This is a genomic window from Pseudomonas sp. 20P_3.2_Bac5 (genome assembly GCF_025466035.1).
Taxonomy (GTDB): Bacteria; Pseudomonadota; Gammaproteobacteria; order Pseudomonadales; family Pseudomonadaceae; genus Aquipseudomonas.
Genome location: NZ_JANLOA010000068.1, coordinates 76,043 through 98,812, shown reverse-complemented (window position 1 = coordinate 98,812; position 22,770 = coordinate 76,043). Strand labels below are relative to the sequence as shown.

Below are 22,770 nucleotides of genomic sequence, written 5' to 3'. Positions count from 1 at the left end.
AGGTCGTCAAATCGTGATTTCCTTCTTGGCGGAATTGTCGCTATCCGAACTCCGCCATAACAGTAATGTAATGCTCACGTAATGGTGGCGATACTTGGAGTCTGGAAGGTTCTGTCGAATGTTTTTTAGTGGGTGAAATAACTTACGTGTCGCGGGTTGTTATTCTGGTTTCTTATTGATTCGGAAATATTGGATTACCAATGTTGAGTTGTTCTTTTGTATGCAAAAGAACCTAATGGCCGCCGAATCCATTTCCAGAGGAATAATGAAATGACTGCTGTTTCCATTCTCGGCGCAGGACACTGTGGCTGTGCCTTTGTCGCAGATCTCTCCCATCGCGATATTGATACGCTGTTATATGCGCATCCACAACACAGTGGCAATCTCGATAGTATCGAGGCCGCAGGTGGATTGACCTCGTCCTTGGCGCCCGATAGTCGTGTTCAGCCGCGGTTGAGCACGTCCATGGCCGAGGCCCTGGCGTTCTCCCGCTATCTTGTTGTTACTGTTCCTGCTTATGGCCATATGACCATCATCGATGAATTGGCTGAATTCGATTTGAGCCGGCATGTTGTCATTTGTATTACCGGCAACTTCTTTAGTCTCGTCGCACGAGGCAAACTGAATGCCAGGGCAATCATTGAAACCAGTACATCTCCCTATGCCTCGCGCTTTGATGGCGGCCATGTGCGTATTACGGGAATAAAGAAGCTTCTTCCCGTCGCTTCCCTGCCGGTGGCGCTTGATGCAACTGTCCGGCGCGATATCGAGGCGTTATTTCCGATGCCACTGGACTGGCGGGACAATGTGCTGGAAATCGGGCTCTCCTGCGTTACCGGTGTCATTCATCCGGTACCGGCGTTAATGAACGCGGGCTGGATCGAAACTTCTGGCGGAAACTTCTACTTCTACCGGGAAGGTATATCGGCCTCGGTCGGCAAGGTGGCCGAACAACTCGATCAGGAGCGGCAAGGTATCGCACGTGGTTTTGGTCTGCACACCCGCTCAGTGGTGGACATTCTCAATGGTTTTTATGGCCGTTCATTCACCAGTTTCAACGAGTTCGCCAGTAATTCGCCTGAGCACAATGCCTTGCACATGGCGCCGGACCATATGCGTCATCGCTTCGTTTCCCAGGATGTTCCCTATGTGCTGGTGCCCTGGTTCGAGTTGGGTCAGCAGATTGGGGTGGACTGTTCGATGATTGGCTCGATCATTCGGCTGGCCTCCGCGGTCAACAACACCGATTACCTGGCCCAAGGCCGTAATCTTCGCGCTCTTGGCCTGGAGAACGTCTCGCGGGACGACATTCTCGCCAGTGTTGGAGCGGAAAGCGCAGCGCTATGAGTGCGGTCAGGCGCGCGATTATCTGCAAGCTGGTTTCAGCGCTGTTGATTGCCGGGATATACGGCTTGATCAAGGGCCTGGGACAGGATTATCCGGTGGGACAGATCCTGTTCGTACGTAATCTGTTCGCCTTGATCCCTATCCTCCTGTTGATCCACTGGCTCGGGGAGTGGGGTGCTCTGCGTACCCGCAATGTCGGGGCACATTTGCGCCGCTGTACCTTCGGCACCGCTTCGCAGGTGCTCTGTTTCGCCGCGGTGGGTTTGTTGCCATTGGCCACGGCCACCGCGCTGACGTACACGGCGCCTCTGTTCATCGGCCTGTTTGCAATGTTGTTTCTCGGCGAGTCGGTCAGCCGTGGCAGATGGCTGTCTTTGCTGTGCGGTTTTCTCGGTGTCTATCTCATCGTGCTGCCGGGCGCGGGCAGTGTCGAGCCGGGTGTGCTGATCGCTCTGGCGGGCGCTGTGGCCACGGCCGCCGCCCTGCTTTCCATCCGCACCATGTCCGGTGAAGAAAAGGGCAGTGCGGTGGCGTTTTACTTCACGGTGTTCGGGGCTGTAGCGGGGGCGTTGTCGCTATGGTTCGACAGCGTCGTGCCTTCCCTGGAGGAGTTGCCGGTGCTGGTGGCGATCGGGTTGCTGGGCGGCGCGGCGCAGATTCTGCTGACGTTCGCCTACCAGAATGCGCCCGCCACACTGATAGCACCCTTCGAGTACTCGACCCTGGTCTTTGCCAGCCTGATCGGATTCCTGGTCTGGGCCGATGTTCCGGCTGGCAATGAGCTGCTGGGCATCGCGGTAATCGTCGGCGCGACGACCTGGCTGACCCTGCGCGAGCGCAAAGTTGGAGCCTGACTGAGTGCGGGAAGACCTCGTTGAAAAACGCCGGTTCACCGAAACCTTGCTTTTCATTCCCCTGTCCGCTGCGATAAATTAGCGCAGCTCCTGTGCTGATGAGGGTTACTCACCGACAAGTCAGCCAGTTGCTGGTCAACGCCGGAATCATGATGTTCCGCTTGATGGAATTACCCATCACCTACATTTTTTGAAAGGATGTAATTAATGTACGCAAAGCTTCTCGCGGCAGCACTCGTCTTCGCCGCTCCTTTGGCGTGTGTGGCTGCTACCTCTGTCACAATCGACGCTAATAGCAATTGCCTTTCCAGTCCGTTTGGCCCGGTAACACATGGCACGCCGGTAAAAATTCAGCTTGCTCCGGGTCGCTATGTTTTTTCGCTGGTATCGAACAGCATGAGTTGTTCAAACGGCGATCTGTCGGGAGGCTGCCTGGCTGATACGGTGTTCTTGCAGGGCTGGGGGAGCGCGCGGTGGGGGGCTTTGGTCACGGCCAACCCGTCTGTGGTCGATGTGCCACAAGCCAACATGACGCTCTATGCCTATATTGGTGATGACGGTTGCTCCAATAACACAGGAACGGCAGTGATATTGATTCAAACGGCCAGCTAACAAGTAATCGGTAATGCCGTTCATGTGCAGGCGGGTGAACATGCTCTGCACATGACGGTTGAGGTTACAGTCCACACTGCGCCGCTCCACGGTGCGTGCCCGCCCAGCATCAGCCAAACATCACTTGGCGTTTGCGCATTGTCCGGCGAATCTCCCCGACTCCACTCCCGTGTATCGCATCGCCTGAGCGGGCGGCGCTGCAGGCCGGCGACTTGTCCAGCCATACCCGGCTACCGTACGTCGATCAGGACGTCGTGATGCTCTGAGCGATCTTCGTCGACAGGAGCGGGGCACCATCGCCCTCGGGTAGCAGATGGTCGTAGTCGCCAAAGTGTTCGTCGACGAAGTCAGCGTCGGCGTAGCAGTCGAGGATGTTCATGTTGAAGCCGGGGCGCAGGCAGTCCATCAGCTGCTGCAATTCGAACGCGCCGCGGAACAGATGGGGCGAGTCCGGGCCGGCGACGGCCTGGTAATCGCGGTGCATCGGTGGAATCACCAGGAGCACCCGGTGACCGCGTTCGGCGGCCAGCATCAGCAACTGAGCCAGGTACTGATTGCCATCTTCCTTGCGGTTGAGCCGCAGGTGATCCTCGACCCGCTGTTGCACGCTGTAGTCTGCTGGCATGAAGCCTTTCTGGTGTTGCGGCAAAAAACCGGACTTCCCGCCGAGTGTGTCGTCGATTGCCTCCAACCTGCCTTCCAGTTGGGCAGCAATCTCCATCAGTTGCGTATCGTCATAGCGTTGCCCAAGCCGGAACACTTCGTTCATCAGCGGTGCCAGGGTCTTTTCGCTGGGTGACTGCTCCAGCACGTTGCCCGGCGAGAAGAGTGAGTAGAAAACGATCAGCGTATCCAGGCTTGGTGCCTGGCTGGCGGCGTACTGGTAAAGCGCGAGGGAGTGGCGAAAATCCTGGGAGCGGCTGCACAGGTTGAACGCGCCGGGGCAATACGCTGGATCGAACGCGAAGTCGCCGTGGGAGGACCCGAGGGCGAGACGGGTGATGCTGTGTTTTTCCTGTTGGAACATCGCCCGCTTGGCGGCGAAATAAGCGATCAGTGCTGGAAAGGGATTGCTGTTGTCCATCAGCTTTTCTCGGTGGAATAGGTATCGCGCACATGTTCGACGCTCGGGAAATGCTCGGTAATGAAACCACGTTGCATCGACTTGTGCTGGGTGAAGGGATACTCGCGCTCGATGAATGTCGGTTCGCTGGCATTCTCGTAGCGGCCGCTGATGGAGATGCGGATCCGCTCGTCACCTTCGCGGGAAGAGCGATGAATGGTGAAATTCGACATCAAGCACACGCCGCCCTTGCCGACACAGACAGGTATGAAGTCTTCGTCGTTGAAATGCCGGTCATCGACCCGCAGCACATGTTGTTCCTGGGTGCCGCTGAGCAGCCCCTGCAAATGGCTTTTCGGAATGACTTCCATGGTGAACAGCCTGGCGTCGATGTCCATGAACGGAATCCAGGTGGTGATAGTGTCCAAGCTGCCTTGTACCGAGGTCCAGTCCTGATGGACATCGAAGCCCTGGTAGCCGCCGGGGATAACCAGTCGTTTCGACATCAGGTGCAACACCGGGGTGGTCTGGAACAACGGGGTGCTGATGCCCAGATCGGCGGTGGCATCGCGCAGACGCTCGGCCGCCATCAGGCGATAGACACCATAGAGTTTCGAGCACATGCGCAGGGTGGCAAGGTACAGCGGAATGCTCGCGCTCAGCAGAGCGGCCATGTTCCGATGCAATGCATCCAGGGTCGGCCCGCTCGCGATGGGCAGCGACAGGCGCTCCAGTTGTTGGGCGAACGAAAGGTTGAAGTGCTCCAGCGTTTCATCGAGGTGCCGCGGGTCGAAAATATCCTCCGCCACCAGATAGCCGTTTTCCTTGTAAAAGCGGATTTGACCTTGATCAAGAATCTTGCCCATCTGCCCGGAGTCCTATCTCGTTACACCAGTGACAATGTTAAGGTGGGCGCAGTATACACAGCCCGTTACACAGGCCCTTTTGACCTGACTCATTTTTGAAGACCTTGGAGACCACGATGCAGAAAGTTGTGATTTTCGGGGTTCTGGATACCGCGCAACTGGCGCACTACTACCTGAAAAAAGACCCTACGGTGGAAGTCGTCGCGTTCACCGTGAATGAGCGCTATATCCCGGAGTCGAAGTTGTTCGAAGGGCTGCCGGTAGTGCCGTTCGAATCCCTCCAGGACTATTTTCCGAGTACCGAATACAAGCTCTTCGCCCCCATGACCGGACGCAAGATGAACCGTCTGCGCGAGTCGGTCTATATCCAGGGCAAGGACAAGGGCTATGACTTCATTTCGTATGTCAGCCCGAATGCCACGGTCAATGACAATGTCATCGGCGAGAACTGCTTCATCCTCGAAGACAACACCCTGCAACCGTTCACGACGATCGGCAACAACGTGGTGATGTGGAGTGGCAACCACATTGGTCACCATGGCGAGATCAAGGACCATGTGTTCTTCGCCTCCCATGTGGTCCTCTCCGGGCACTGTCTGGTCAACGCGTATTCATGGTTCGGGGTCAACGCGACCATCACCAACAACTGCACCATTGGCGAAGGCACCTGTGTCGCCATGGGCGCATTGATTTCCAAAGACACGCAACCCTGGCAGTTGTATATCGGCGCGCCCGCGCGGGCGGTCAAAAGCAGTCAGGAACTGGATTTTTAGAACATGGCCTGGAAAAAACTCGGTAGAACCTTCGATCCCGATATCGACTGGGTCGGCTCCCATGCCCAGGTGCCGACGGCACTGGTGCTGGACGATGTCATACGGGTGTTCATTTCCACCCGCAATGCCGCGGGGAAAAGCCTGTGTTACGCGGTCGACCTGGACAAGCAGGACCCGCGCAAGGTCGTCGCCCGCCACCGCGAGCCGTGCCTCGGTTTCGGCCTGCCCGGCACCTTCGACGACGAAGGGGTGATGCCCAGCTACGCGGTGAAGAAGGACGGTCGTACCTACCTGTACTACAGCGGCTGGAACCAGCGTCTGACGGTGCCGTACCACAATGCCATGGGCGTTGCGGTCTCCGATGACGACGGGCTGCACTTCGAGAAGCTGTTCGAAGGCCCGATCATGGACCGTACCGCCACCGAGCCTTACCTGGCCGTGACGCCCACCGTGCTGTACGACGAGGGGCTGTGGAAGATGTGGTACGTCTCCGGCACCCGCTGGCTGGAGGTCAACGGCAAGTACGAGCCGCTGTACGTGATCAAGTACGCCGAGTCGAAGGACGGTTACGAATACACCCGTTTCCCGCAGCAGTGCCTGGCGTCGCGTTTCGAGACCGAGGCGTTCTCCCGTCCGTGCGTGATCAAGGAAGACGGCCTGTTCAAGATGTGGTTCTGTTCCCGGGCGTCCGAGGACTACCGCAACGGCGCCGGCTCTTACCGAATTCGCTACGCCGAATCCGTCGACGGCAAGACCTGGACCCGCTTCGATGACGATGGCATTCCACCGTCGCAAGAGGGTTGGGACTCGCTGATGACTTGCTACCCGTTCATTTTCGAGACCGGCGGCAACAAATACATGCTGTACAACGGCAACCGTTTCGGCACCAGCGGCTTCGGCCTGGCGCTGTGGAGTGATGATGAGTAATCCGAATATTCAAGACGACGTCTACAAACTCGAATCCACCGCGTCGGACCTGCAGTACGCGTTCCGCGACAAGTTGCGTGACATGTTTCTCAACAGCCCGCTGTCCGATGACGACCTGCTGTTCAATATCGGCTTGTATACCCGCAGTTCGGTGTTGGTGAAGTTCATCGTGCTTAGTGACCTGTACAAGCGCTTCAAGCACATCCCCGGGATGATCTGCGAGTTCGGCACCTGGTACGGCCACAATCTCGTATTGCTGGAAAACCTGCGCGCGATGTACGAGCCATTCAACAAGCAACGGCAGATCGTTGGTTTCGATACGTTCGAAGGCTATTCCGCGCCGGGCGAAAAAGACCGCAAGGAAAGTGGCGTGTGGATCGAGAACTCCTATTCCACCGAGGCCACCTACAAGGATTACCTGAACGAACTGCTGCAGGTACACGAAGGCAATAACGTGCTCGGGCACAAGCGCGGTGTTCATTCGCTGGTCGCCGGCGATGTGTGCCAGACCGCGCCGGAGTACTTCAAGACCAACGCCTCGGCGATCGTTGCTTTCGCCTATTTCGACATGGGCCTGTACGAACCGACCCTGGCCGCGTTGAAGGCGGTCAAGCCGCACCTGGTCTCGGGCAGCGTTCTGTTGATGGACGAACTGACCTGGCCGGAATCGCCGGGCGAGGCCCTGGCTTTCAAGGAAGTGTTCCAGCCCGGTGAATACACGTTAGAGAAGTGTGAGCTTTACCCCTCCAAGTGCATCGTCACGATCAAGTAAGGACAGCCATGATTTCCATTGAGGAGTTCGACCAGCGGATGGCAGAACAGGGTTGGGTCATTTTTGAAAAGGCCATCTCCCTCGCCATCGTTGAGCAGATGAGTGATGACATCCACAAGGCCTACGCCATCTGTCGCGACTACCAGATCAAGAACGGCATCGACCAGGACACCAGCTACACGGTGCACCACCTGGTCGGCCAGTTCGACAGCTTTCTGGATTGCCTGAAGGCCTACCCGATCTACGCTTTCATCGAGCGTCACTTCGGCGGCCAGTTCATCCTCAATTCCTTCGGTGGCGCCATTAACACCCGCGACAGCGTGTCTTACGCGCAGCGGGTGCACCGCGATATCCGCTCCTACTCCGGGGAAACCACGCTGCTGCTGAATACTCTGGTGATGCTCGACGATTTCACCGCCGACAACGGCGCGACGTGGATGCTCTCCGGCTCGCACAAGGCCGAGGCCAAACCGAGCGACGAGTATTTCAAGGCGCATGCCGAGCAGGCCATCGCGCCGGCCGGCAGCATCCTGATGTTCAACTCCAACGTCTGGCATGCCGGTGGCAGCAATGAAACCGATGTGGTGCGTCGCTCGGTCACGCCGATGTTTTCCAAACCGTTCATGAAGCAGCAGTTCGACTACCCGCGAGCGCTGGGTTATGACCGCGGCCCGGACTTCGACGAGACGCTGCGCCAGGTCATCGGCTACAACGCGCGGGTGCCCGCCACGCTGGACGAGTGGTATCAGCCGCCGGCCAAGCGCATGTACCACTCCAACCAGGGCTGACCATGTCACGCGATCTGAACACCGAGTACCAGGACACGGAAAACCGCCTGTACGCCTACGACTTCGACTACATCCACCGCAACTACATGATCAAGGCGCTGGCTTGCCATTTCCGCCCTGGCAATGCGTTGGAGATGGGCTGTTATCACGGCGAGTTCACCAAGAAGCTGCTGCAGGTCTTTGATGACGTCACGGTGATCGAAGGCGCTTCGGACCTGATCGAGATCGCCCGGACCAATGTCGGCGAGCGCGCGACGTTCATTCTCGGCCAGTTCGAAGAGGTCGAACTGGAGCAGCGTTACGACAATATTTTCCTGATCCACACCCTCGAACACCTGACCGAGCCGCAGCCGGTGCTGAAGAAAATCCGCCAGTGGCTGGCGCCGGGTGGCCGGCTGTTCATCGTGGTGCCCAACGCCAACGCGGCGTCGCGGCAGATTGCGGTGGGCATGGGCATGATCGATTTCAACGCCGCGGTCACCGAGGGCGAGCGCACGCACGGCCACCGTTGCACCTACAGCCTCGACACCCTCGAACACGAAGCGCTGCAAGCCGGTTTCCAGGTGCCGCAGCGTGGCGGCATCCTGTTCAAGCCGCTGGCCAACTTCCAGTTCGACGCGGCCTACCGCGCCGGCATCATCGACGATGGGTTCTTCGATGGCTGCTACAAGCTGGGGATGAAGTACCCCGACCTCACCGCGAGTGTCTTCGTGGTCTGTGAGGCCTGAACCTCAGAGGTAATCGAAGGCCGCCAGGTGCGGCCTGATGCCTTCCGGTCCGACTTCCATCAACGCATCGATGATCGACAGGTACGGCGTGAAGCCTTCGCCGCGCTGCCGGTAGGGCAGCGCGCGCATGGCGATGAAGCGCAGGTCGATGCCCGCTTCGGTGAACGCCGCCGGGTCATACAATGCGCGCCCGCCCTGGGCGTTGATATAGGTCGTGGCCTGCTCCTGGCGACAGATATCGAGGATCCGCGCCTGCGCCGCCAACTGGCTGTTTTGGTAGATCTGGCTACTGGACACGATCCGCGTTTCCAGGCCCATGAAGCCGGCGAGGGTGCGCAACTGGTGGGTAAGGAATCCGGCCAGGTTGCTGTCCTCGTGGCTGAGGATCTGCTCGATCAGCGGAAACACCTCGTCGAAACAGGGCGCCTTGCGGTAGGCCATTTCGATGCTGCGCAGCAGGCGCCGTTGCCATTGCCCGGCGGGTGCGATTTCGATGTCGCGGATCTTGCGGTTCTGCGAGGCCTGCAGCAGCGGCAGGGTGATCAGGCCCGGCTCGTCGTTGATGAGGATCCGGTTGCGGTTGATCCAGCCACGGTTGATGTAGTTCACGTCGTCGTAGACCACGAAGCAGTCCGACGCGTGCAGGAGTTGCCAGTAGCCGATGTAGGGAAACAGGTACGGCTGCATGATCGCCAGTGCGGTCATGCAGCGGCTCCGGCGATAAGGCTGACGATGAAGTCCACCGTTTCGTGTTCCAGGTTCGGATAGATCGGCAGGCAGATCACCTGTTCCACCACCCGGTTGGCCACTGGCAGGTTGGCGGGGCTGGCCGAAGGTGCGTCGCAGTACATCGGCAGGCTGCTGATCAGCGGCTGGAAGTAACGCCGGCCATGGATGTTGTGGGCGGCGAGGTGTTCGAACAGGGCGTCCCGCGCCAGCGGATAGGCCGGTTCCACCAGGATCGGGAAATAGGCCTGGTTGCCGGTGTGTTCGCCGACCCCATCGATGCAGCGGATGCCCGGGACACCGGCGAGGCCATTGCGGTAGCGCTGGTCGATCTGCCGGCGCTTGTCCAGCGCCGCGTCCAGATGCTCCAGTTGCAGCAGGCCGAAGGCGGCGTGGATTTCGCTCATCTTGCCGTTGCTGCCGGTGTGTTCCACCGTGCTGCCGTCGCGGGACAGCCCGAAGTTCTTCAACTGGTCGATATAACGTTTGGTCGCCTCGTCGGGGCAGACGATGGCGCCGCCTTCGAAGGTGCTGAAGACCTTGGTGGCGTGGAAACTCAGCACCGACAGGTCGCCGTGCCGCAGCAGGCTGCCGGCATCGTCGCGAACACCGAAGGCGTGGGCGGCGTCGTAGATCACCTTGAGGCCGTGGCGCTCGGCGATCTGGCGAATCGCTCCGCTGTCGCACGGATGGCCGTAGCAGTGCACTGGCATGATCGCCGTGGTCTTGTCGGTAATCGCGGCTTCGATCCGCGCCGGGTCGAGGTTGAGCGTGTCGGGGTCGATATCGACGAACACCGGCTTGAGGTTGTTCCACAGTAGGGAGTGCGCCGTGGCGACGAAGGAGTAGGGCGTGGTGATCACTTCGCCGCTGAGCCCCGCCGCCTGCACCGCGGTAATCAGTGCCTGAGTGCCGTTGCAGAACAACGAGAGGTGCTCGACACCGAGGTACTCGCACAGGGCGGCTTCGAGGCGCTGGTGCACCGGGCCGCCGTTGGTCAGCATGCGCCGGTCCCAGATCTCCCGCAGGTAGGGAATGAAGGCTTCCAGGTCGGGAAGCGCGGGCTGGGTCACGAAAATCGGTTCCCTGTCGCTCATAGGCTGCGCATCGTCATGATGGTTTTCCGTGGTTGCCGGCGTGTGCCGGTCGACCTGTCTTTCGTCAGAGCCGTGCATGGCCCGGGATGTTCAGAGCGCTTTGTCGAATTCATGGCGGGCCCAGAAGCTGCGCATGATTTCCCAGCACCGCCGCGATTCGCCCTGAGCCGCGGCGCCGTACAACACCTGGCACTGCTCGCCGTGAATGCGGAAGCTGCTCAAGGGCTGGGTCAGGTACACCGTGTTGCCCTTCAACGCGAGGTTGAGGAAGATCGCCACGTCCGAGGCCCAGGCGATGGGTTGCTCGTCCACCGACATGAAGTCCGGGGTGACCTCGATCATGTCATCGCGCCTGAACATCACCGTGCTCGGCTCGCCGACGAAGTTGATCTGCGACAGCATCAGCGCGGTGCCCAGCGACAGCCCTTCGATCATCGAGTCAGCGGCCACCGGCGCCTGGGTCGCGGCGATATCCGGCAGTGGCGCGTCGTACTCGTCGATGCGCTGGCGCTTGGAGGTCACCAGGGTGATATCCGGGTAGTCACTGAAGCTCTTGATCATCCGCTCCACGCATTCGGGATCGAGCAGGTCATCGTCGTTGAGGAACTTGATGAACTCGCCGCGGGCCTCGTTCATGCAGAGCACATGGTTGAGGCGGCCGATGTCCTTGCCGGCGTCCGGGTTGCGCACGTAGCGGATGCGCGGGTCGAACTTGCCGTACTCGGCGGTGATGGTTTCGATGGCATCGGTGGGGCAGTCGTCGCAGACGAGGATTTCCAGGTTCCGGTAGGTCTGGTTCAGCGCGCTTTCCAGGGCCTGGTGCAGGTGTTGGGTCTTGTAGGTCGGCATGACGATGCTGACCAGTGGCTCGGCGTCCGCGGCCAACTGGCGCAGTGGCTTGCGGAACTCCAGCACCAGTTGCCCCGGCGCGGCGGATTCCAGGCCGCTGAGGGCCGGGTCGCTGCTCGCGCCTGGCGCGGTAACCGTCAGCGGCTCCAGGCCGACCATCTTGCAGATCCGCGTCAGTTCCGCTTCGTCGTAGGTCCAGGCCTGCTGGCGCAAGGCGTTGTTGAGGCGTTCGCCGCGGCCGATGCCCGGTGCCGAGGGATCGGGGCGGTCGCTGAGGTAATCGTCGATCAGGGCCTTGAGGTCGGTGGTGACCAGGCGGATCACTCCGCCCGGTTGCAGCACCCGGCGGCACTCATGCAGCAGGCGAATGCCCTGGTTGCGGCCGAGGCGTTCGAGCAGATGGGCACTGTAGATACCCGGAACCGTGCCGCGCTCCCACGGCAGGGCCTTGCCCTGTTCGAGGTGCAGGTCCGCGCCCGGTGCGTCCAGGTCGATATTGAAGAAGCCCTGGCGTGGGTGATCGGCGCAACCGAGGTTCAGGTAAATAGGGTGCATAGTCATCGCTTCGAATTTGGGCGTGGTGTTCAAAGGCCTGGACCCGTGGCTGCTTTCACGGGAAGGCGGTAATCACTGTGTCGGCAGCGAGCGCGGGTTCATGACCACGACAGCGGTTGCCGAGAGTATCTGATTTTCCGCCAGGCCTGACAGGCGCGGATCAACGAAGCTGTCGCCGCGACAGGTGATGGCATTTTGCTTGACGGCCGATGCGCCGGCCCTAGACTGGGCCGCATTCCAATGGGAGTCGGGTAGAGGGGCCAGGGTATGGATTCCAGGTTTTCCCGGGATGGCGCCGCGCGCCGCCCCGCGTTCTCACGTTTGCCGGTGCCGATCGACCTGGCGCCTTTGCTGGCGGCGCTGGCGGATCTCGATGAGCAACTGTGGCAAGGGCATTTCAACCAACGCTATTTCGAGGGCGACTGGAGCGGCATTGCGCTGATCTCCCCGGCGGATGCCACGGGTGAACTGACCCACGGCGACGGCCCCGCGGTCGAGCGCCAGCCCTGGGTGCGCGACCCACGCTGGCAGCAAGGCCTGCGCGGGTTGTCGGTGGACATCCGCAATGCCCGGCTGATGCGCCTGGGGCCGGGCGGGCATATTCACGAGCACCGTGACTATGACCTCGGCGGCCCGGACGCCGACATGCGCCTTCACGTGCCGCTGCTGACCCCCGCCGAGGTGGATTTCATGCTCGAAGGCCGGCGGGTGCCGATGCAGGCGGGCGAGTGCTGGTTTCTCGATCTCGACCGTCCGCACAGCGTGCAGAACCACGATTGCAGCCCGCGTATCCACTTGGTCATCGATTGTCGTCCCGGGCCCTGGCTCGACGCGGCGATCGACAGCGGGCTGGCCACCACCCCCGCGGCCGGGGTGGGGCGCTTCGCCCAGGCGTTCGCCGACTTCGCCCGCTGGCTGGAGCAGCACCCGCAGGCGAGCGCGACCTTGCAGGCGCTGCGCGACAAGGACGCCTTCGTCGAGCGGACGCTGACGCTGGCGAGCGAACAGGGCTTCATCTTTGGCCGTGACCAGGTGCGGTCGGCCATGCGCGTAGGACGTGCTCGCTGGAGTGATCAATGGAAAGTCTGAATTTGCAGGGCTGGTTGCCGATCAGCGTCTGGCAGGACGGGCCGGAATGGCGCGTGGACTGGTGCTGGTTTGGCCAGCAGCGGCTGGACCAGCCGTTTTTCCGCGACTCGGTGGACGATGCTTTGTCCCTGCCGTTCAACCAGGCGTTCCGCCGGCAGACGTCCCTTGCCGCGTTGAGCCAATGGCAGGCGGAGTGTCCGGGCGTGGCGCCGAGCGCGTTCGTCTATCACGCGTCGCGGTGTGGCTCGACCCTGATCAGCCAGATGCTCGCGCAACTGGACAGCCACGTGGTGGTGTCCGAGCCGCCCGCGCTGGACATCCTGCTGCGTGCGGAACTGCCCCACGAAACACGCCTGGCGGCGATTCGCGGCCTGCTCTCGGCCTATGGCCAGGTTCGCGGCGGGCAGGAGCGGGCGTTGGTGATCAAGCTCGACGCCTGGAACATCCGTGAGCGGCACTTGTTGCGTGAGTGCTTCCCCGAGGTGCCGTGGCTGTACCTGTACCGTGAGCCGCTGGAGATCGCCGTTTCCCATATGCGTCGGGGCGGGATGCAGATGATTCCCGGCATGCTCGGTTCGGCGTGGCTCGATGGTGACCAGGGCATGGGCGGGCGAGAAGACGAGATCGCCCGGCGCCTCGGCCTGATGCTGGCGGCGGGCCTGGAACACAGCCGTGCCGAGGGCAACCTGCTGGTCAACTACACCGAATTGCCGGGGAGCATGGGCGAGCATCTGGCGGGCTTTTTCGGTCTTGGCCGTGAGGACGCGCAGCTCGCCCTGCGGGCGGCCGGGCTGCACGCCAAGCAGCCGTCGGAAGCGTTCGTGCCGGACAGCCAGCGCAAGCGCGACGAGGCATCGGACGTATTGCGGGAACGGATCGAGTTCTGGACGCGACCGTCTTATGAGGCGCTGGAAGCCTTGCGTCTGGCGTCGCGCTGACGCGGGGAGGAACTCGCCTGCGTCAGCGCCGGGGCGGGTTCAGGGTTTCAGGTGGGCGACGATCTGGTCTTTGATCAGCAGGCGCTCTTTGCGCAATTTGGTGACCTTGTCATCCGGGCTGCCGTCCCGTTCGGCCTCGACCACTTCGCTGTCCTTGCTCAGGTAGTGTTGGTGCAGGCTGCCCAGGTGCGGGTCTTTTTTCTTGTGGTCCTCGAATGCTTCCCGGGTCAGTTGCAGGTCTGCGAGTAAATCGTGCTTAACCGGCATGGTTACGGTTCTCCTGAGGTTGAGGGCGTGAATCTTCAGGATAGTTGCCTTTGTCGGGATGGGTAGCTGGAGTAGGCTGTGGCTCTTTGTCCCGCCTCAGGAAACCGAAATGCCCCAACTGCATCTGGAGTACAGCGCCAACCTGCGCACCCTCGACACCGACAAAGCGCTGTTGCGCCTGAACAGTGCGCTGGTCGCCAGCGGCCAGTTCAGCGACGAGCTGGATATCAAGAGCCGGGCCGTGGCCCATGAGGTGTTCCGGGTCGGCATCGCTCCGCTGGAGCGGGCGTTTGTTCATGTGAAGCTGGCGTTGTTGAGCGGCCGCTCTCCGGAAATCAAACGGCAACTCTCCGCCAGCCTGCTGGAGGCGCTGAAGGATGTGGTTCCGGCCCAGGCGGGTGTGGATATTCAGTTGTGCGTGGAAATTCTCGATATCGATCGCGATTCTTATTCCAAAGTGCGTTTGCCTGCCTGACGTCAGCTAAAAAACAGCCGCTGTTTCTGAACCGCGGCTGAACGCACGGCGAGGATTAACAAAGCTTCATCCAGAACATTGTTTGTTCGCGCTTTTTTCACGGAAAATTGATGAATGGCTGCTTAAAGTTCGCCCGGTAAAAGGCGGGGCCGCAACGGTCTCGGCGGGGAACTCTACATAAGCGAAACGTCATGTTGAAAATAAAGTCGTTGCGTCCCGAGTGGGTGACGCTGTTTGCCAGTGTCTATCTGTTGCTCGGTTTCAACTCGGTCCTGTGGGCGCACGTTTCCACGGTGCTCCAGGGCGACACTCACGGGCTGCTGCTGCGGCTGGCGTTCGGCGTGTTGTTGCTGTGCGCCTTCAACTTCGTACTGACCGTGCTGACGTTTCGCAAAACCCTCAAACCGCTATTGGCGCTGCTGTTTATTGTCAGCGCCGGGGTGGCGTACTTCATGAATCAATACGGCGTGCTGATCGATATCGGCATGTTGCGCAATACCGTGGAAACCAACGTGACGGAAGTGCGCGATCTGCTGTCGCTGAAGTTGCTTGTTTATATTGTTTTATTGGGCGTGGTGCCGACCTTTATTTTGCTCAGGACACCCGTCAACTTCCGCAGTCTGCCCCGCGAGTTGTTGCGCAAGTTATGGGTTGGCCTGGCCAGCCTGTTGATCCTCGCGGCGGTGGCGATGCTCAACTATCAGGGCCTGGCCTCGCTGTTTCGCAATCACCATGAACTGCGCCTGATGGTCGTGCCGAGCAACTACATCGGCGCCTCGGTGAACTATGTACGGGAAAAAGTCGGCGGGGCGACCCAGTCGTTCCGCACGATCGGCGAAGACGCCACGCTGTCGCCGGCCTGGGCTGGCCATCCTCGCAAGTCGCTGACCGTGCTGGTGGTGGGCGAGAGTGCCCGGGCGGAAAACTTCGGCCTGCTCGGCTACAGCCGTGACACCACGCCACAGTTGGCGAAAGAGCAGGGCCTGGTGGCGTTCAGCAATGTCACCTCCTGCGGGACCGAGACGGCGGTGTCGGTGCCCTGCATGTTCTCCGGCATGACCCGCAAGACCTACGACGCCACGACCGCGAAAAACCAGGAAGGCTTGCTCGACATGCTCCAGCGCGCCGGCCTGGCGGTGTACTGGCGGGACAACCAGTCCGGTTGCAAGGGCACCTGTGACCGGGTGCACTTCGAGGATGTCAGCAACCTCAAGGAGCCGGGCCTGTGCGCCGACAGCGAATGCCATGACGAAATCCTCCTCAAGGACCTGGCCGCGCGCATCGACGACCTGAAGGAAGACACCGTGCTGGTCCTGCACCAGATGGGCAGCCATGGCCCGGATTACTACAAGCGCTACCCGGCGCAGTTCGAGCGCTTCACCCCGGTCTGCCACAGCAACGCGCTGAACCAGTGCGACCGGCAGAGCATCATCAACGGCTACGACAACACCCTGGCCTATACCGACCACGTGCTGGCCTCGCTGATCGACCTGCTGCGCAGCAAGCAGGACAAGGTGGACACGGCGATGCTCTACCTGTCCGACCACGGCGAGTCGCTGGGCGAGTACAACCTGTTCCTGCACGGCACGCCCTACATGGTGGCGCCGGAGCAACAGAAACATGTGCCGATGCTGGCCTGGTTCTCCGACAACTACCGCAGCAGCTTCGGCGTGGATGTCGACTGCCTGAAACAGGAGCGTGACCAACCGCTGAGCCAGGACAACCTGTTCCACTCCATGCTCGGCCTGTTGCAGGTGAAAACCGCCCTGTACAACCCGCAACTGGACCTGTTCGCCGGTTGCCGGCCGAAAGGGACTACCTCCTGAGTCGGATGCAAAAAGCCGCTTCGTCTGCTTCTCTTACAAACCATAGGGAGAGGGCTGTCGGGCGGTTTCCCGGCAGTGGCCTGTGCCGTATATACTGCGCGCCATTGTTCGTGGGAGAGCCTTGTGGCCATCGATATTCACTGGATTTCTGACGACCGCAGCCTGGCGGAGCATTGCCAGCAGTGGCGTCAACTGCCCTTCGTGGCACTCGACACCGAGTTCATGCGGGTCGACACCTTCTATCCCAAAGCCGGTTTGATCCAGGTCGGTGATGGGCAACGCGCCTTTCTGATCGACCCGCTGCGGGTCAACGACTGGCAGCCGCTGGCCGAACTGCTCGAAGATCCCGCCGTCACCAAGGTGCTGCACGCCTGCAGCGAAGACCTCGAAGTCCTCCTGCGCCTGACCGGCAGCCTGCCGGCGCCGCTGTTCGACACCCAACTGGCCGCCGGTTACCTCAACCTCGGCTTCTCCATGGGGTACTCGCGGCTGGTTCAGGAAGTGCTGGGCATTGAACTGCCCAAGGGCGAGACCCGCTCCGACTGGCTGCAACGCCCACTCTCCGAAACCCAGATCAGCTACGCTGCGGAAGACGCCGTGCACCTGGCCGAGTTGTACGTGCGCCTGCGTCCGCAGCTGAGCGACGACAAGAACGCCTGGGTGCTGGACGACGGCGCCGAACTGGTGCTGCAACTGCGCCGCGATGTCGATCCCTTTGAGCTGTACCGCGACGCCAAGCTGGCCTGGAAACTGTCCCGCGCCCAGTTGGCGGTGCTGCGCGAACTGTGTGCCTGGCGCGAGCGCGAGGCCCGGGCGCGTGATTTGCCGCGTAACCGCGTGGTGCGTGAGCACGCGCTGTGGCCGATGGCCCGGACCCAGCCGGACAACCTGGCGGCGCTGGCCCGTATCGAAGACATGCACCCGCGCACCCTGCGCCAGGACGGCGAGTTCCTCCTTGACCTGATCAAGCGCACCGGCAGCCTGCCGCCGTCCGAGTGGCCGCCGGCCGTGCCCGAGCCGCTGCCGATCGAAGCCTCGGCGCTGCTGAAACAACTGCGGGCCATCGGCCAGGCCGAAGCCGAGCGCCTGAGCATCGCCCCGGAGCTGATGCTGCGCAAGAAAACCCTCGAGGCGCTGCTCAAGAGCGGTTACCCCGACGGTCCTTACCAATTGCCTGATTCGCTGCGTGGCTGGCGCCGCGAGCGGATGGGCCAGGCGCTGCTGGACTGCCTGGCCACTGCTGGAGAAGTCTCGTGAAACGTATCTGCTCGATCTACAAAAGCCCGCGCAAGAACGAAATGTACCTTTACGTGCTCAAGGCCGATGGCCTGGCGCGCGTGCCCGAAGGGCTGCTGCCCGCCTTCGGCACGCCGCAACTGGCTTTTGACCTGGTGTTGAGCCCGGAGCGCAAGCTGGCCCGCGAAGACATCGCCAAGGTCCTGGAAAACCTCGACCAGCAGGGTTACCACCTGCAGATGCCGCCGCTCGAGGACGAGTACATCGAGCACCTGCCCGAAGAACTGCTGCGCCGCAACGATCCGGTCTGATCCCGTCCCCGTTTTCGTCTCCATGTGGCCAGCCGCCGTACGCTGGCCATCCCGCCGTTTTGCAAGGTTGTAATCGATATGCGCGTATTGATCGCCGAACAGGATCACGCCCTCTACACCCGTCTGCTGCGTGAGGCCCTGCCCGATCTCGAGATCCTCACCAGTGGCGATTCCGCCGAACTGTCGCGTCTGGCCGCGGATTGCCCGGTCTGGCTCGGTCAGCCGGACCTGTTGGCGACCTTGTTGCGCCAGGGGCACCGGCCGGACTGGGTGCAGTCGACCTGGGCCGGAATCACGCCGTTGCTGGCCCATGGCCTGCCCCGTGAATACCGCCTGACCCGCGCCGTGGGTATCTTCGGCCAGGTCATGGCCGAATACGTGCTGACCTACATGCTCGGCCACGAACGTGAAGTGCTGAGCCGGCTGATGAGCCAGGTCGAGCGCAAATGGGATGGCCGCCTCGGGCGCAGCCTGGAAGGGCGCCGGGTGCTGATCGTGGGCACCGGTGACATCGGTTGCCAGGTTGGCGAGTTCCTCGTGCCGTTCGGCGTTCACCTCTATGGCGTCGCCAGCCAGCCGCGTGTGTTGGCGCCGTTTATCGAAGTGGCGGGGCTGGACGATCTCGGCCGTCTGGTGGGCGAGGTGGACTATGTGGTCAACCTGTTGCCGGACACGCCGGCTACCCACGATATCTATGACGCTGCGCTGTTCGCCCGCTTCAACCCCGATGCGCTGTTCATCAATGCCGGTCGTGGCATGGCGGTGGTCGATGGTGACCTGGTCGACGCACTGACCAAAGGCCATCTGGCCGGCGCGGTGATCGATGTCTGCCGCCAGGAGCCGCTGCCGCGCAATCATCCGTTCTGGACGGCCCTGGGCCTGCTGCTGACCGGGCACAGCTCGGCGCCGACCTCGCCGGTGGCGATGGCGCGGTTGTTCGTGGAGAACCTGGGGGCGTATGGCGCGGGAGAGGCGTTGCGCGGGGAAGTGGATTTCGCGCGGGGGTATTGAGATCGGCATCGCTGCGGTTCGGTGCTCCGAACCGCAGCGATAAAGCGCTAATGCCTTACAGCGTAAAATCACCCTCGGCCGCCAGCTCACTCAGCGGGCGACGCGGGCTCGGCACTTCACGGGCTTGCAGGTACTCGGCCAGGGTCGCCTTGTCGCCCAGCTTGCCGATGGCAATGACCGCATGCAGCACGTACTCGTCAGGGATCTTCAGTTCCTTGCGGGTCAGTTCCTGATCGAAACCGGCCATGCCGTGGGTATGCCAGCCGCTCAGGCTGGCCTGCAGGGCCAGGTGACCCCAGGCGGAACCTGTGTCGAAGGTGTGCCACAGCGCCGGGGTTTCTTCGCTGGCGCCGGGGGCGGTGAAGGTGGTCTTGGACAACACGATCACCAGCGCCGAGGCATGCTGCGCCCAGCTACGGTTGAACTCGTTGAGCAGGCCCAGGTAACGCTCCCAGTTCGCGGTGTCGCGACGGGCGAAGAGGAAACGCCACGGTTGCGAGTTGTAGGCCGACGGCGCCCAGCGTGCGGCTTCGAGGAAGCTCAGCAGGGTTTCTTCGGCGATCGGCTCGGCGGTGAAGGCCCGCGGTGACCAGCGCTGGATGAACTGTTCGTTGATGGCGTATTCGGCAACGCGAGGATTGGCGCTCATGCGGGTTCCTGACAGGGGGGGTATGAAATGATTTGCAAAACTACGCCTGTCCTACACACCCTGACAAGCGGTCTGGCAAAGGCGAAGCACTCGTCCTAGACTGGCGCCGCTCGATAGAGCAGAAGAATTTTGAAACAGGATCACCGCGACATGCAGGCAACTCCCGAACCGTTCTGGACCCGCAAGACCCTCGATCAGCTTGATCGTCTGGAATGGGAGTCGCTCTGCGATGGCTGCGGCCTGTGCTGCCTGCAAAAGCTCGAAGACGAAGACGACAACAGCGTCTATTACACGCGGATCGCCTGCAAACTGCTGGACCTGAAGACCTGCCAGTGCAGCGACTACCCCAACCGCTTCGCGCATGTCCCGGACTGCATCCAGCTCACTCCGGGCAAGGCGGATCAGTTCAAGTGGCTGCCGCCGACCTGCGGCTATCGCCTGGTCAGCGAGGGCAAGGACCTGCCGCGCTGGCACCATCTGGTGTGTGGCGACCGCGAGCAGGTGCACAAGCAGCGCATATCACAATCCGGACGCATGCTCAGCGAGGAGAGCGTGGACGAGGATGACTGGGAAGACTATCTGATTTTCCGCGCCAGCTAAGGCTTGCTGTAGAGCCTGCTTTCGCGGTCATCGCATTCAAACAAGGAGTCGGGCGATGTCTGTGCGTCACCATCTGGCGTGGGTCGTGTTGTTGCTGGCGAGCAATGCCGCCTGGGCGAAAAAAGTCGATCTGGACTACCACGTGCGCTTGCTGCCGCAGACCGGGCAGGCCGAAGTGCGCGTGACCCTCGCCGACGGCGCGCAGGTCCGCAGCCTCGACTTCGACCTGGGCAAGGACGGCCTGTACAGCGATTTCAAGGCCGATGGCCCGTGGCAGCAACAGGCCGACAACCAGCGCGGTGTCTGGCGCCCGGCACCGGGCAAGGCCAGCCTGAGCTATCGGGTGCACCTCAACCATCGTTTGAAGAACGGCAGCCATGACAGCCGCCTGTCGTCGGAGTGGGCGCTGTTTCGCGGTGATGATCTGGTGCCGCCCGCGCGCCTCGACCAGCAGGACGGCACCGAACTGGTGGCGCGCCTGACGCTGGAATTGCCCGCTGGCTGGAAAAGCATCGAAACCGCCTGGCCGCGGGTGGGCAAGCAGCGTTTTCGCATCGACAACGTCTCGCGGCTGTTCGACCGCTCCACCGGTTGGATGCTGGCCGGCAACGTCGGCGCCCGGCGTACCCGGCTGGGCGACACCGAGGTCAGCGTCGCCGGACCTTTCGGCCAGGGGCTGCGGCGGATGGATGCGCTGACTCTGCTGACCTTCGTCTGGCCGCAATACCAGGCGGTGTTCCCGCGTACGCCGCCGAAGCTGCTGCTGGTCGGCGCGCGCGAGCACCTGTGGCGCGGGGCGCGGGCGGCGAACAACTCGATTTTCCTCAACAGCGCCACGCCGCTGGTCAGCGAAAACGGCAGCAGCCCGCTGTTGCGCGAGCTGGTGCGGGTGTTCGCGCGGATCAGCGACCGCGAGGGCAGCGACTGGATCACCGAGGGTCTGGCCGAGTACTACTCCATCGAACTGTTGCGTCGTGCTGGCGGTATCAGCGATGACCGCTACCAGGCGCTGCAAGCGCGGCTGAACAAGGAAGGCAAGGCGGTCACCAGCGTGCGTGGCGAACAGATCAGCGGCGCGACTATCTCCCGCGCGGTGCTGCTGTTGCAGGCGCTGGACCGGGAGATACGCTTGCACAGCCAGAACAAACGCTCACTGGACGACCTGACCCGTGCGTTGATGCGGGTGAACAGCGTGAGTACCGCGGAGTTCGTGCAGTTGGCGGAGAGTGTGTTGGGGCGGGAGTCAGAGGTGTTGCAGAGTTCGTTGTTGAAATAGTGTGGGTGTTGTCGGTCTGTGGGGATCTACATACCTAGGTTCTCAGTGCCGGTGCATCGCGAGCAAGCTCGCTCCTACAGGTCCGTGGGCGTTGCGATCGATGGATGATGTAGGAGCGAGCTTGCTCGCGAAGCGCCGTCAGCGATACAGCATTCAAATCACGGCTTGGGATTCACCAGCGACACATTCCCCGTCACCGTCGCTTCCCGCGTAGCCGCCTCGGCGCTTGCCTTCAACGCCTTCAACTCACTGCCGCTGCGCTCGATGCGCGAACGGATCTGGTCGAGGTCGGCGCGGCCGCGCTCCAGCAGGCTCTTGGCCGCGCAATGCCCGGTCACGCCACGGGCCAGCACCGCGCCGCCAATCGCCATCTGGATCAGGCCGAACAGGCCGCCGCGGCGCAAGCCCTTGCCCACCATCAGCACGCCGGTGGCCACGGAGCTTGCGCGCTCCCAGCCGTGGACGTTCTGTTCTGGCGTGCTCTGGAATGGCGTGCTCGGAATCTCGATCTTCTGGGACATGGACGATGCTCCTGTCGGGTACGTGATAGTCAGCAGACCGCCGGTGCGCGACCGGCGTTCCATCGGTGTGGCCGGTTACTTGAAGCGCGGGCCGGAGCGGGTGTTCAACCCCTTGGCCATGCGGTCGTAGAGCACCACGTTGACGGTGGCCGCGAGGTTCATGCAGCCGTTGGTCGGGATGTAGATGGTTTCTTCGCACCAGGCGCGGACGTCGTCGTCCAGCGAACCATCCTCGGGGCCGAAGATGTAGATGGCGCGATCCGGGTGGGTGTATTCCGGCAGCGGGCGAGCGCCGTCCACCAGTTCCACGGCGACCGGGGTGCAGCCCAGGGGAATGATTTTCTGCAGGTCGTCGATGCCGATCAGCGGGATGTCGTAGTGCACCCGCTTGGTGTCGGTGACGAAGTCGCGGGCGCGTTCATAGCGCTTGCCGGTGTAGAACACCGAGTTGACGCCATAGCAGCCGGCGGCGCGCATGACCGAACCGACGTTTTCCGGGGATTTGGGGTTGTACAGGCCAATGCAGCTGTACCGTTTGTTCGCCACGTGCCGGGCCCCTTCGCAAAAAAGCGCGAGTATACGGGGTCACCGGCATGGCTTTGTACGAAAAGTCG

At 61.6% G+C, this 22,770-nt stretch carries 26 protein-coding genes; 17 read left to right on the top strand and 9 right to left on the bottom strand.

The features are described from left to right. Positions 1–270 precede the first annotated feature (270 nt). The 3 genes from NTD88_RS12910 to NTD88_RS12900 all read left to right on the top strand — a co-directional run bounded on the left by NTD88_RS12910 (position 271) and on the right by NTD88_RS12900 (position 2,813). Complete coding sequence (locus tag NTD88_RS12910) at positions 271–1,347, top strand: NAD/NADP-dependent octopine/nopaline dehydrogenase family protein (protein WP_218241202.1); 1,077 nt, start codon at positions 271–273, stop codon at positions 1,345–1,347. Then, positions 1,344–2,201 carry a DMT family transporter gene (locus NTD88_RS12905; RefSeq protein ID WP_262155326.1) on the top strand — a complete coding sequence of 286 codons (858 nt, stop codon included), beginning with the start codon at positions 1,344–1,346 and terminating at the stop codon, positions 2,199–2,201. The genes NTD88_RS12910 and NTD88_RS12905 overlap by 4 nt, the downstream gene beginning before the upstream one ends. A gap of 207 nt (positions 2,202–2,408) precedes the next feature. Next, positions 2,409–2,813 carry a hypothetical protein gene (locus tag NTD88_RS12900; RefSeq protein WP_262155325.1) on the top strand — a complete coding sequence of 135 codons (405 nt, stop codon included), beginning with the start codon at positions 2,409–2,411 and terminating at the stop codon, positions 2,811–2,813. Positions 2,814–3,057: 244 nt separating this feature from the next. Here the strand turns inward: NTD88_RS12900 and NTD88_RS12895 are convergent, their stop codons facing one another. Together NTD88_RS12895 and NTD88_RS12890 are read right to left on the bottom strand one after the other, a co-directional pair. Then, positions 3,058–3,897, bottom strand: coding sequence for a hypothetical protein (locus NTD88_RS12895; protein WP_262155324.1), 840 nt, complete (start codon positions 3,895–3,897; stop codon positions 3,058–3,060). Then, complete coding sequence (locus tag NTD88_RS12890; RefSeq protein WP_262155323.1) at positions 3,897–4,742, bottom strand: phytanoyl-CoA dioxygenase family protein; 846 nt, start codon at positions 4,740–4,742, stop codon at positions 3,897–3,899. The genes NTD88_RS12895 and NTD88_RS12890 overlap by 1 nt, the downstream gene beginning before the upstream one ends. Before the next feature lie 116 nt (positions 4,743–4,858). Between NTD88_RS12890 and NTD88_RS12885 the strand changes: the two genes are divergently transcribed. Genes NTD88_RS12885 through NTD88_RS12865 form a run of 5 tightly spaced genes read left to right on the top strand, consistent with a single transcriptional unit; the run spans position 4,859 to position 8,730 of the window. Beyond that, the gene (locus NTD88_RS12885; RefSeq protein WP_095153933.1) at positions 4,859–5,515 is read left to right on the top strand and encodes an acetyltransferase; all 657 of its coding nucleotides are present in this window, start codon (positions 4,859–4,861) and stop codon (positions 5,513–5,515) included. 3 nt (positions 5,516–5,518) lie between these two features. Continuing rightward, entirely contained in the window at positions 5,519–6,442 is a 924-nt protein-coding gene (locus NTD88_RS12880; RefSeq protein ID WP_262155322.1) for a hypothetical protein, read from the top strand. Continuing rightward, complete coding sequence (locus NTD88_RS12875) at positions 6,435–7,214, top strand: class I SAM-dependent methyltransferase (protein ID WP_262155321.1); 780 nt, start codon at positions 6,435–6,437, stop codon at positions 7,212–7,214. The genes NTD88_RS12880 and NTD88_RS12875 overlap by 8 nt, the downstream gene beginning before the upstream one ends. 8 nt (positions 7,215–7,222) lie before the next feature. Next, the gene (locus tag NTD88_RS12870) at positions 7,223–8,002 is read left to right on the top strand and encodes a phytanoyl-CoA dioxygenase family protein (protein WP_262155320.1); all 780 of its coding nucleotides are present in this window, start codon (positions 7,223–7,225) and stop codon (positions 8,000–8,002) included. Positions 8,003–8,004: 2 nt separating this feature from the next. Then, complete coding sequence (locus NTD88_RS12865) at positions 8,005–8,730, top strand: class I SAM-dependent methyltransferase (RefSeq protein ID WP_262155319.1); 726 nt, start codon at positions 8,005–8,007, stop codon at positions 8,728–8,730. 3 nt (positions 8,731–8,733) lie between these two features. Here the strand turns inward: NTD88_RS12865 and NTD88_RS12860 are convergent, their stop codons facing one another. The 3 genes from NTD88_RS12860 to NTD88_RS12850 form a co-directional block, all read right to left on the bottom strand. After that, on the bottom strand, positions 8,734–9,435 hold the full coding sequence (locus NTD88_RS12860; protein ID WP_262155318.1) for a WbqC family protein: 702 nt from the start codon (positions 9,433–9,435) through the stop codon (positions 8,734–8,736). After that, positions 9,432–10,553 (bottom strand): DegT/DnrJ/EryC1/StrS family aminotransferase, encoded by a 1,122-nt coding sequence (locus NTD88_RS12855; RefSeq protein WP_262155317.1) that lies wholly within the window; start codon positions 10,551–10,553, stop codon positions 9,432–9,434. The genes NTD88_RS12860 and NTD88_RS12855 overlap by 4 nt, the downstream gene beginning before the upstream one ends. Positions 10,554–10,643: 90 nt before the next feature. After that, positions 10,644–11,957 carry a glycosyltransferase gene (locus tag NTD88_RS12850; RefSeq protein ID WP_262155316.1) on the bottom strand — a complete coding sequence of 438 codons (1,314 nt, stop codon included), beginning with the start codon at positions 11,955–11,957 and terminating at the stop codon, positions 10,644–10,646. A gap of 267 nt (positions 11,958–12,224) precedes the next feature. Here NTD88_RS12850 and NTD88_RS12845 point away from each other — a divergent pair, with 267 nt between their 5' ends. Both NTD88_RS12845 and NTD88_RS12840 read left to right on the top strand, forming a co-directional pair. Then, positions 12,225–13,046, top strand: coding sequence for an aspartyl/asparaginyl beta-hydroxylase domain-containing protein (locus NTD88_RS12845; protein WP_262155315.1), 822 nt, complete (start codon positions 12,225–12,227; stop codon positions 13,044–13,046). After that, on the top strand, positions 13,034–13,984 hold the full coding sequence (locus NTD88_RS12840; RefSeq protein WP_262155314.1) for a sulfotransferase family protein: 951 nt from the start codon (positions 13,034–13,036) through the stop codon (positions 13,982–13,984). Before NTD88_RS12845 ends, NTD88_RS12840 begins: the two co-directional genes overlap by 13 nt. A gap of 39 nt (positions 13,985–14,023) precedes the next feature. Here the strand turns inward: NTD88_RS12840 and NTD88_RS12835 are convergent, their stop codons facing one another. Next, on the bottom strand, positions 14,024–14,251 hold the full coding sequence (locus NTD88_RS12835) for a hypothetical protein (protein ID WP_262129170.1): 228 nt from the start codon (positions 14,249–14,251) through the stop codon (positions 14,024–14,026). 109 nt (positions 14,252–14,360) lie between these two features. Here NTD88_RS12835 and NTD88_RS12830 point away from each other — a divergent pair, with 109 nt between their 5' ends. From NTD88_RS12830 to NTD88_RS12810, 5 genes are all read left to right on the top strand, one after another. After that, on the top strand, positions 14,361–14,726 hold the full coding sequence (locus NTD88_RS12830; protein ID WP_095153924.1) for a 5-carboxymethyl-2-hydroxymuconate Delta-isomerase: 366 nt from the start codon (positions 14,361–14,363) through the stop codon (positions 14,724–14,726). Positions 14,727–14,917: 191 nt separating this feature from the next. Beyond that, positions 14,918–16,552, top strand: coding sequence for a phosphoethanolamine transferase (locus tag NTD88_RS12825; protein ID WP_262155312.1), 1,635 nt, complete (start codon positions 14,918–14,920; stop codon positions 16,550–16,552). 123 nt (positions 16,553–16,675) lie between these two features. Further along, the gene (gene rnd, locus NTD88_RS12820) at positions 16,676–17,809 is read left to right on the top strand and encodes a ribonuclease D (RefSeq protein WP_095153922.1); all 1,134 of its coding nucleotides are present in this window, start codon (positions 16,676–16,678) and stop codon (positions 17,807–17,809) included. Then, complete coding sequence (locus tag NTD88_RS12815) at positions 17,806–18,099, top strand: YcgL domain-containing protein (RefSeq protein ID WP_095153921.1); 294 nt, start codon at positions 17,806–17,808, stop codon at positions 18,097–18,099. Before rnd ends, NTD88_RS12815 begins: the two co-directional genes overlap by 4 nt. A 78-nt stretch (positions 18,100–18,177) precedes the next feature. Continuing rightward, entirely contained in the window at positions 18,178–19,110 is a 933-nt protein-coding gene (locus NTD88_RS12810) for a D-2-hydroxyacid dehydrogenase (RefSeq protein ID WP_095154333.1), read from the top strand. A gap of 55 nt (positions 19,111–19,165) precedes the next feature. Here NTD88_RS12810 and NTD88_RS12805 read toward each other — a convergent pair whose 3' ends face one another. Continuing rightward, entirely contained in the window at positions 19,166–19,759 is a 594-nt protein-coding gene (locus tag NTD88_RS12805; protein ID WP_095153920.1) for a nitroreductase family protein, read from the bottom strand. Between the two features lie 150 nt (positions 19,760–19,909). Between NTD88_RS12805 and NTD88_RS12800 the strand changes: the two genes are divergently transcribed. Both NTD88_RS12800 and NTD88_RS12795 read left to right on the top strand, forming a co-directional pair. Beyond that, positions 19,910–20,359 (top strand): YcgN family cysteine cluster protein, encoded by a 450-nt coding sequence (locus NTD88_RS12800; protein WP_262129173.1) that lies wholly within the window; start codon positions 19,910–19,912, stop codon positions 20,357–20,359. Positions 20,360–20,420: 61 nt separating this feature from the next. Beyond that, positions 20,421–21,635, top strand: a complete 1,215-nt coding sequence (locus NTD88_RS12795) for a hypothetical protein (RefSeq protein ID WP_410017276.1) — start codon at positions 20,421–20,423, stop codon at positions 21,633–21,635. A 158-nt stretch (positions 21,636–21,793) separates the two neighbouring features. Here NTD88_RS12795 and NTD88_RS12790 read toward each other — a convergent pair whose 3' ends face one another. Together NTD88_RS12790 and NTD88_RS12785 are read right to left on the bottom strand one after the other, a co-directional pair. After that, complete coding sequence (locus tag NTD88_RS12790) at positions 21,794–22,156, bottom strand: DUF2892 domain-containing protein (protein WP_262155310.1); 363 nt, start codon at positions 22,154–22,156, stop codon at positions 21,794–21,796. A gap of 75 nt (positions 22,157–22,231) precedes the next feature. After that, a complete protein-coding gene (locus tag NTD88_RS12785; RefSeq protein WP_075806095.1) occupies positions 22,232–22,702 on the bottom strand; it encodes an RNA methyltransferase in 471 nt (156 codons plus the stop codon). Positions 22,703–22,770 lie beyond the last annotated feature (68 nt).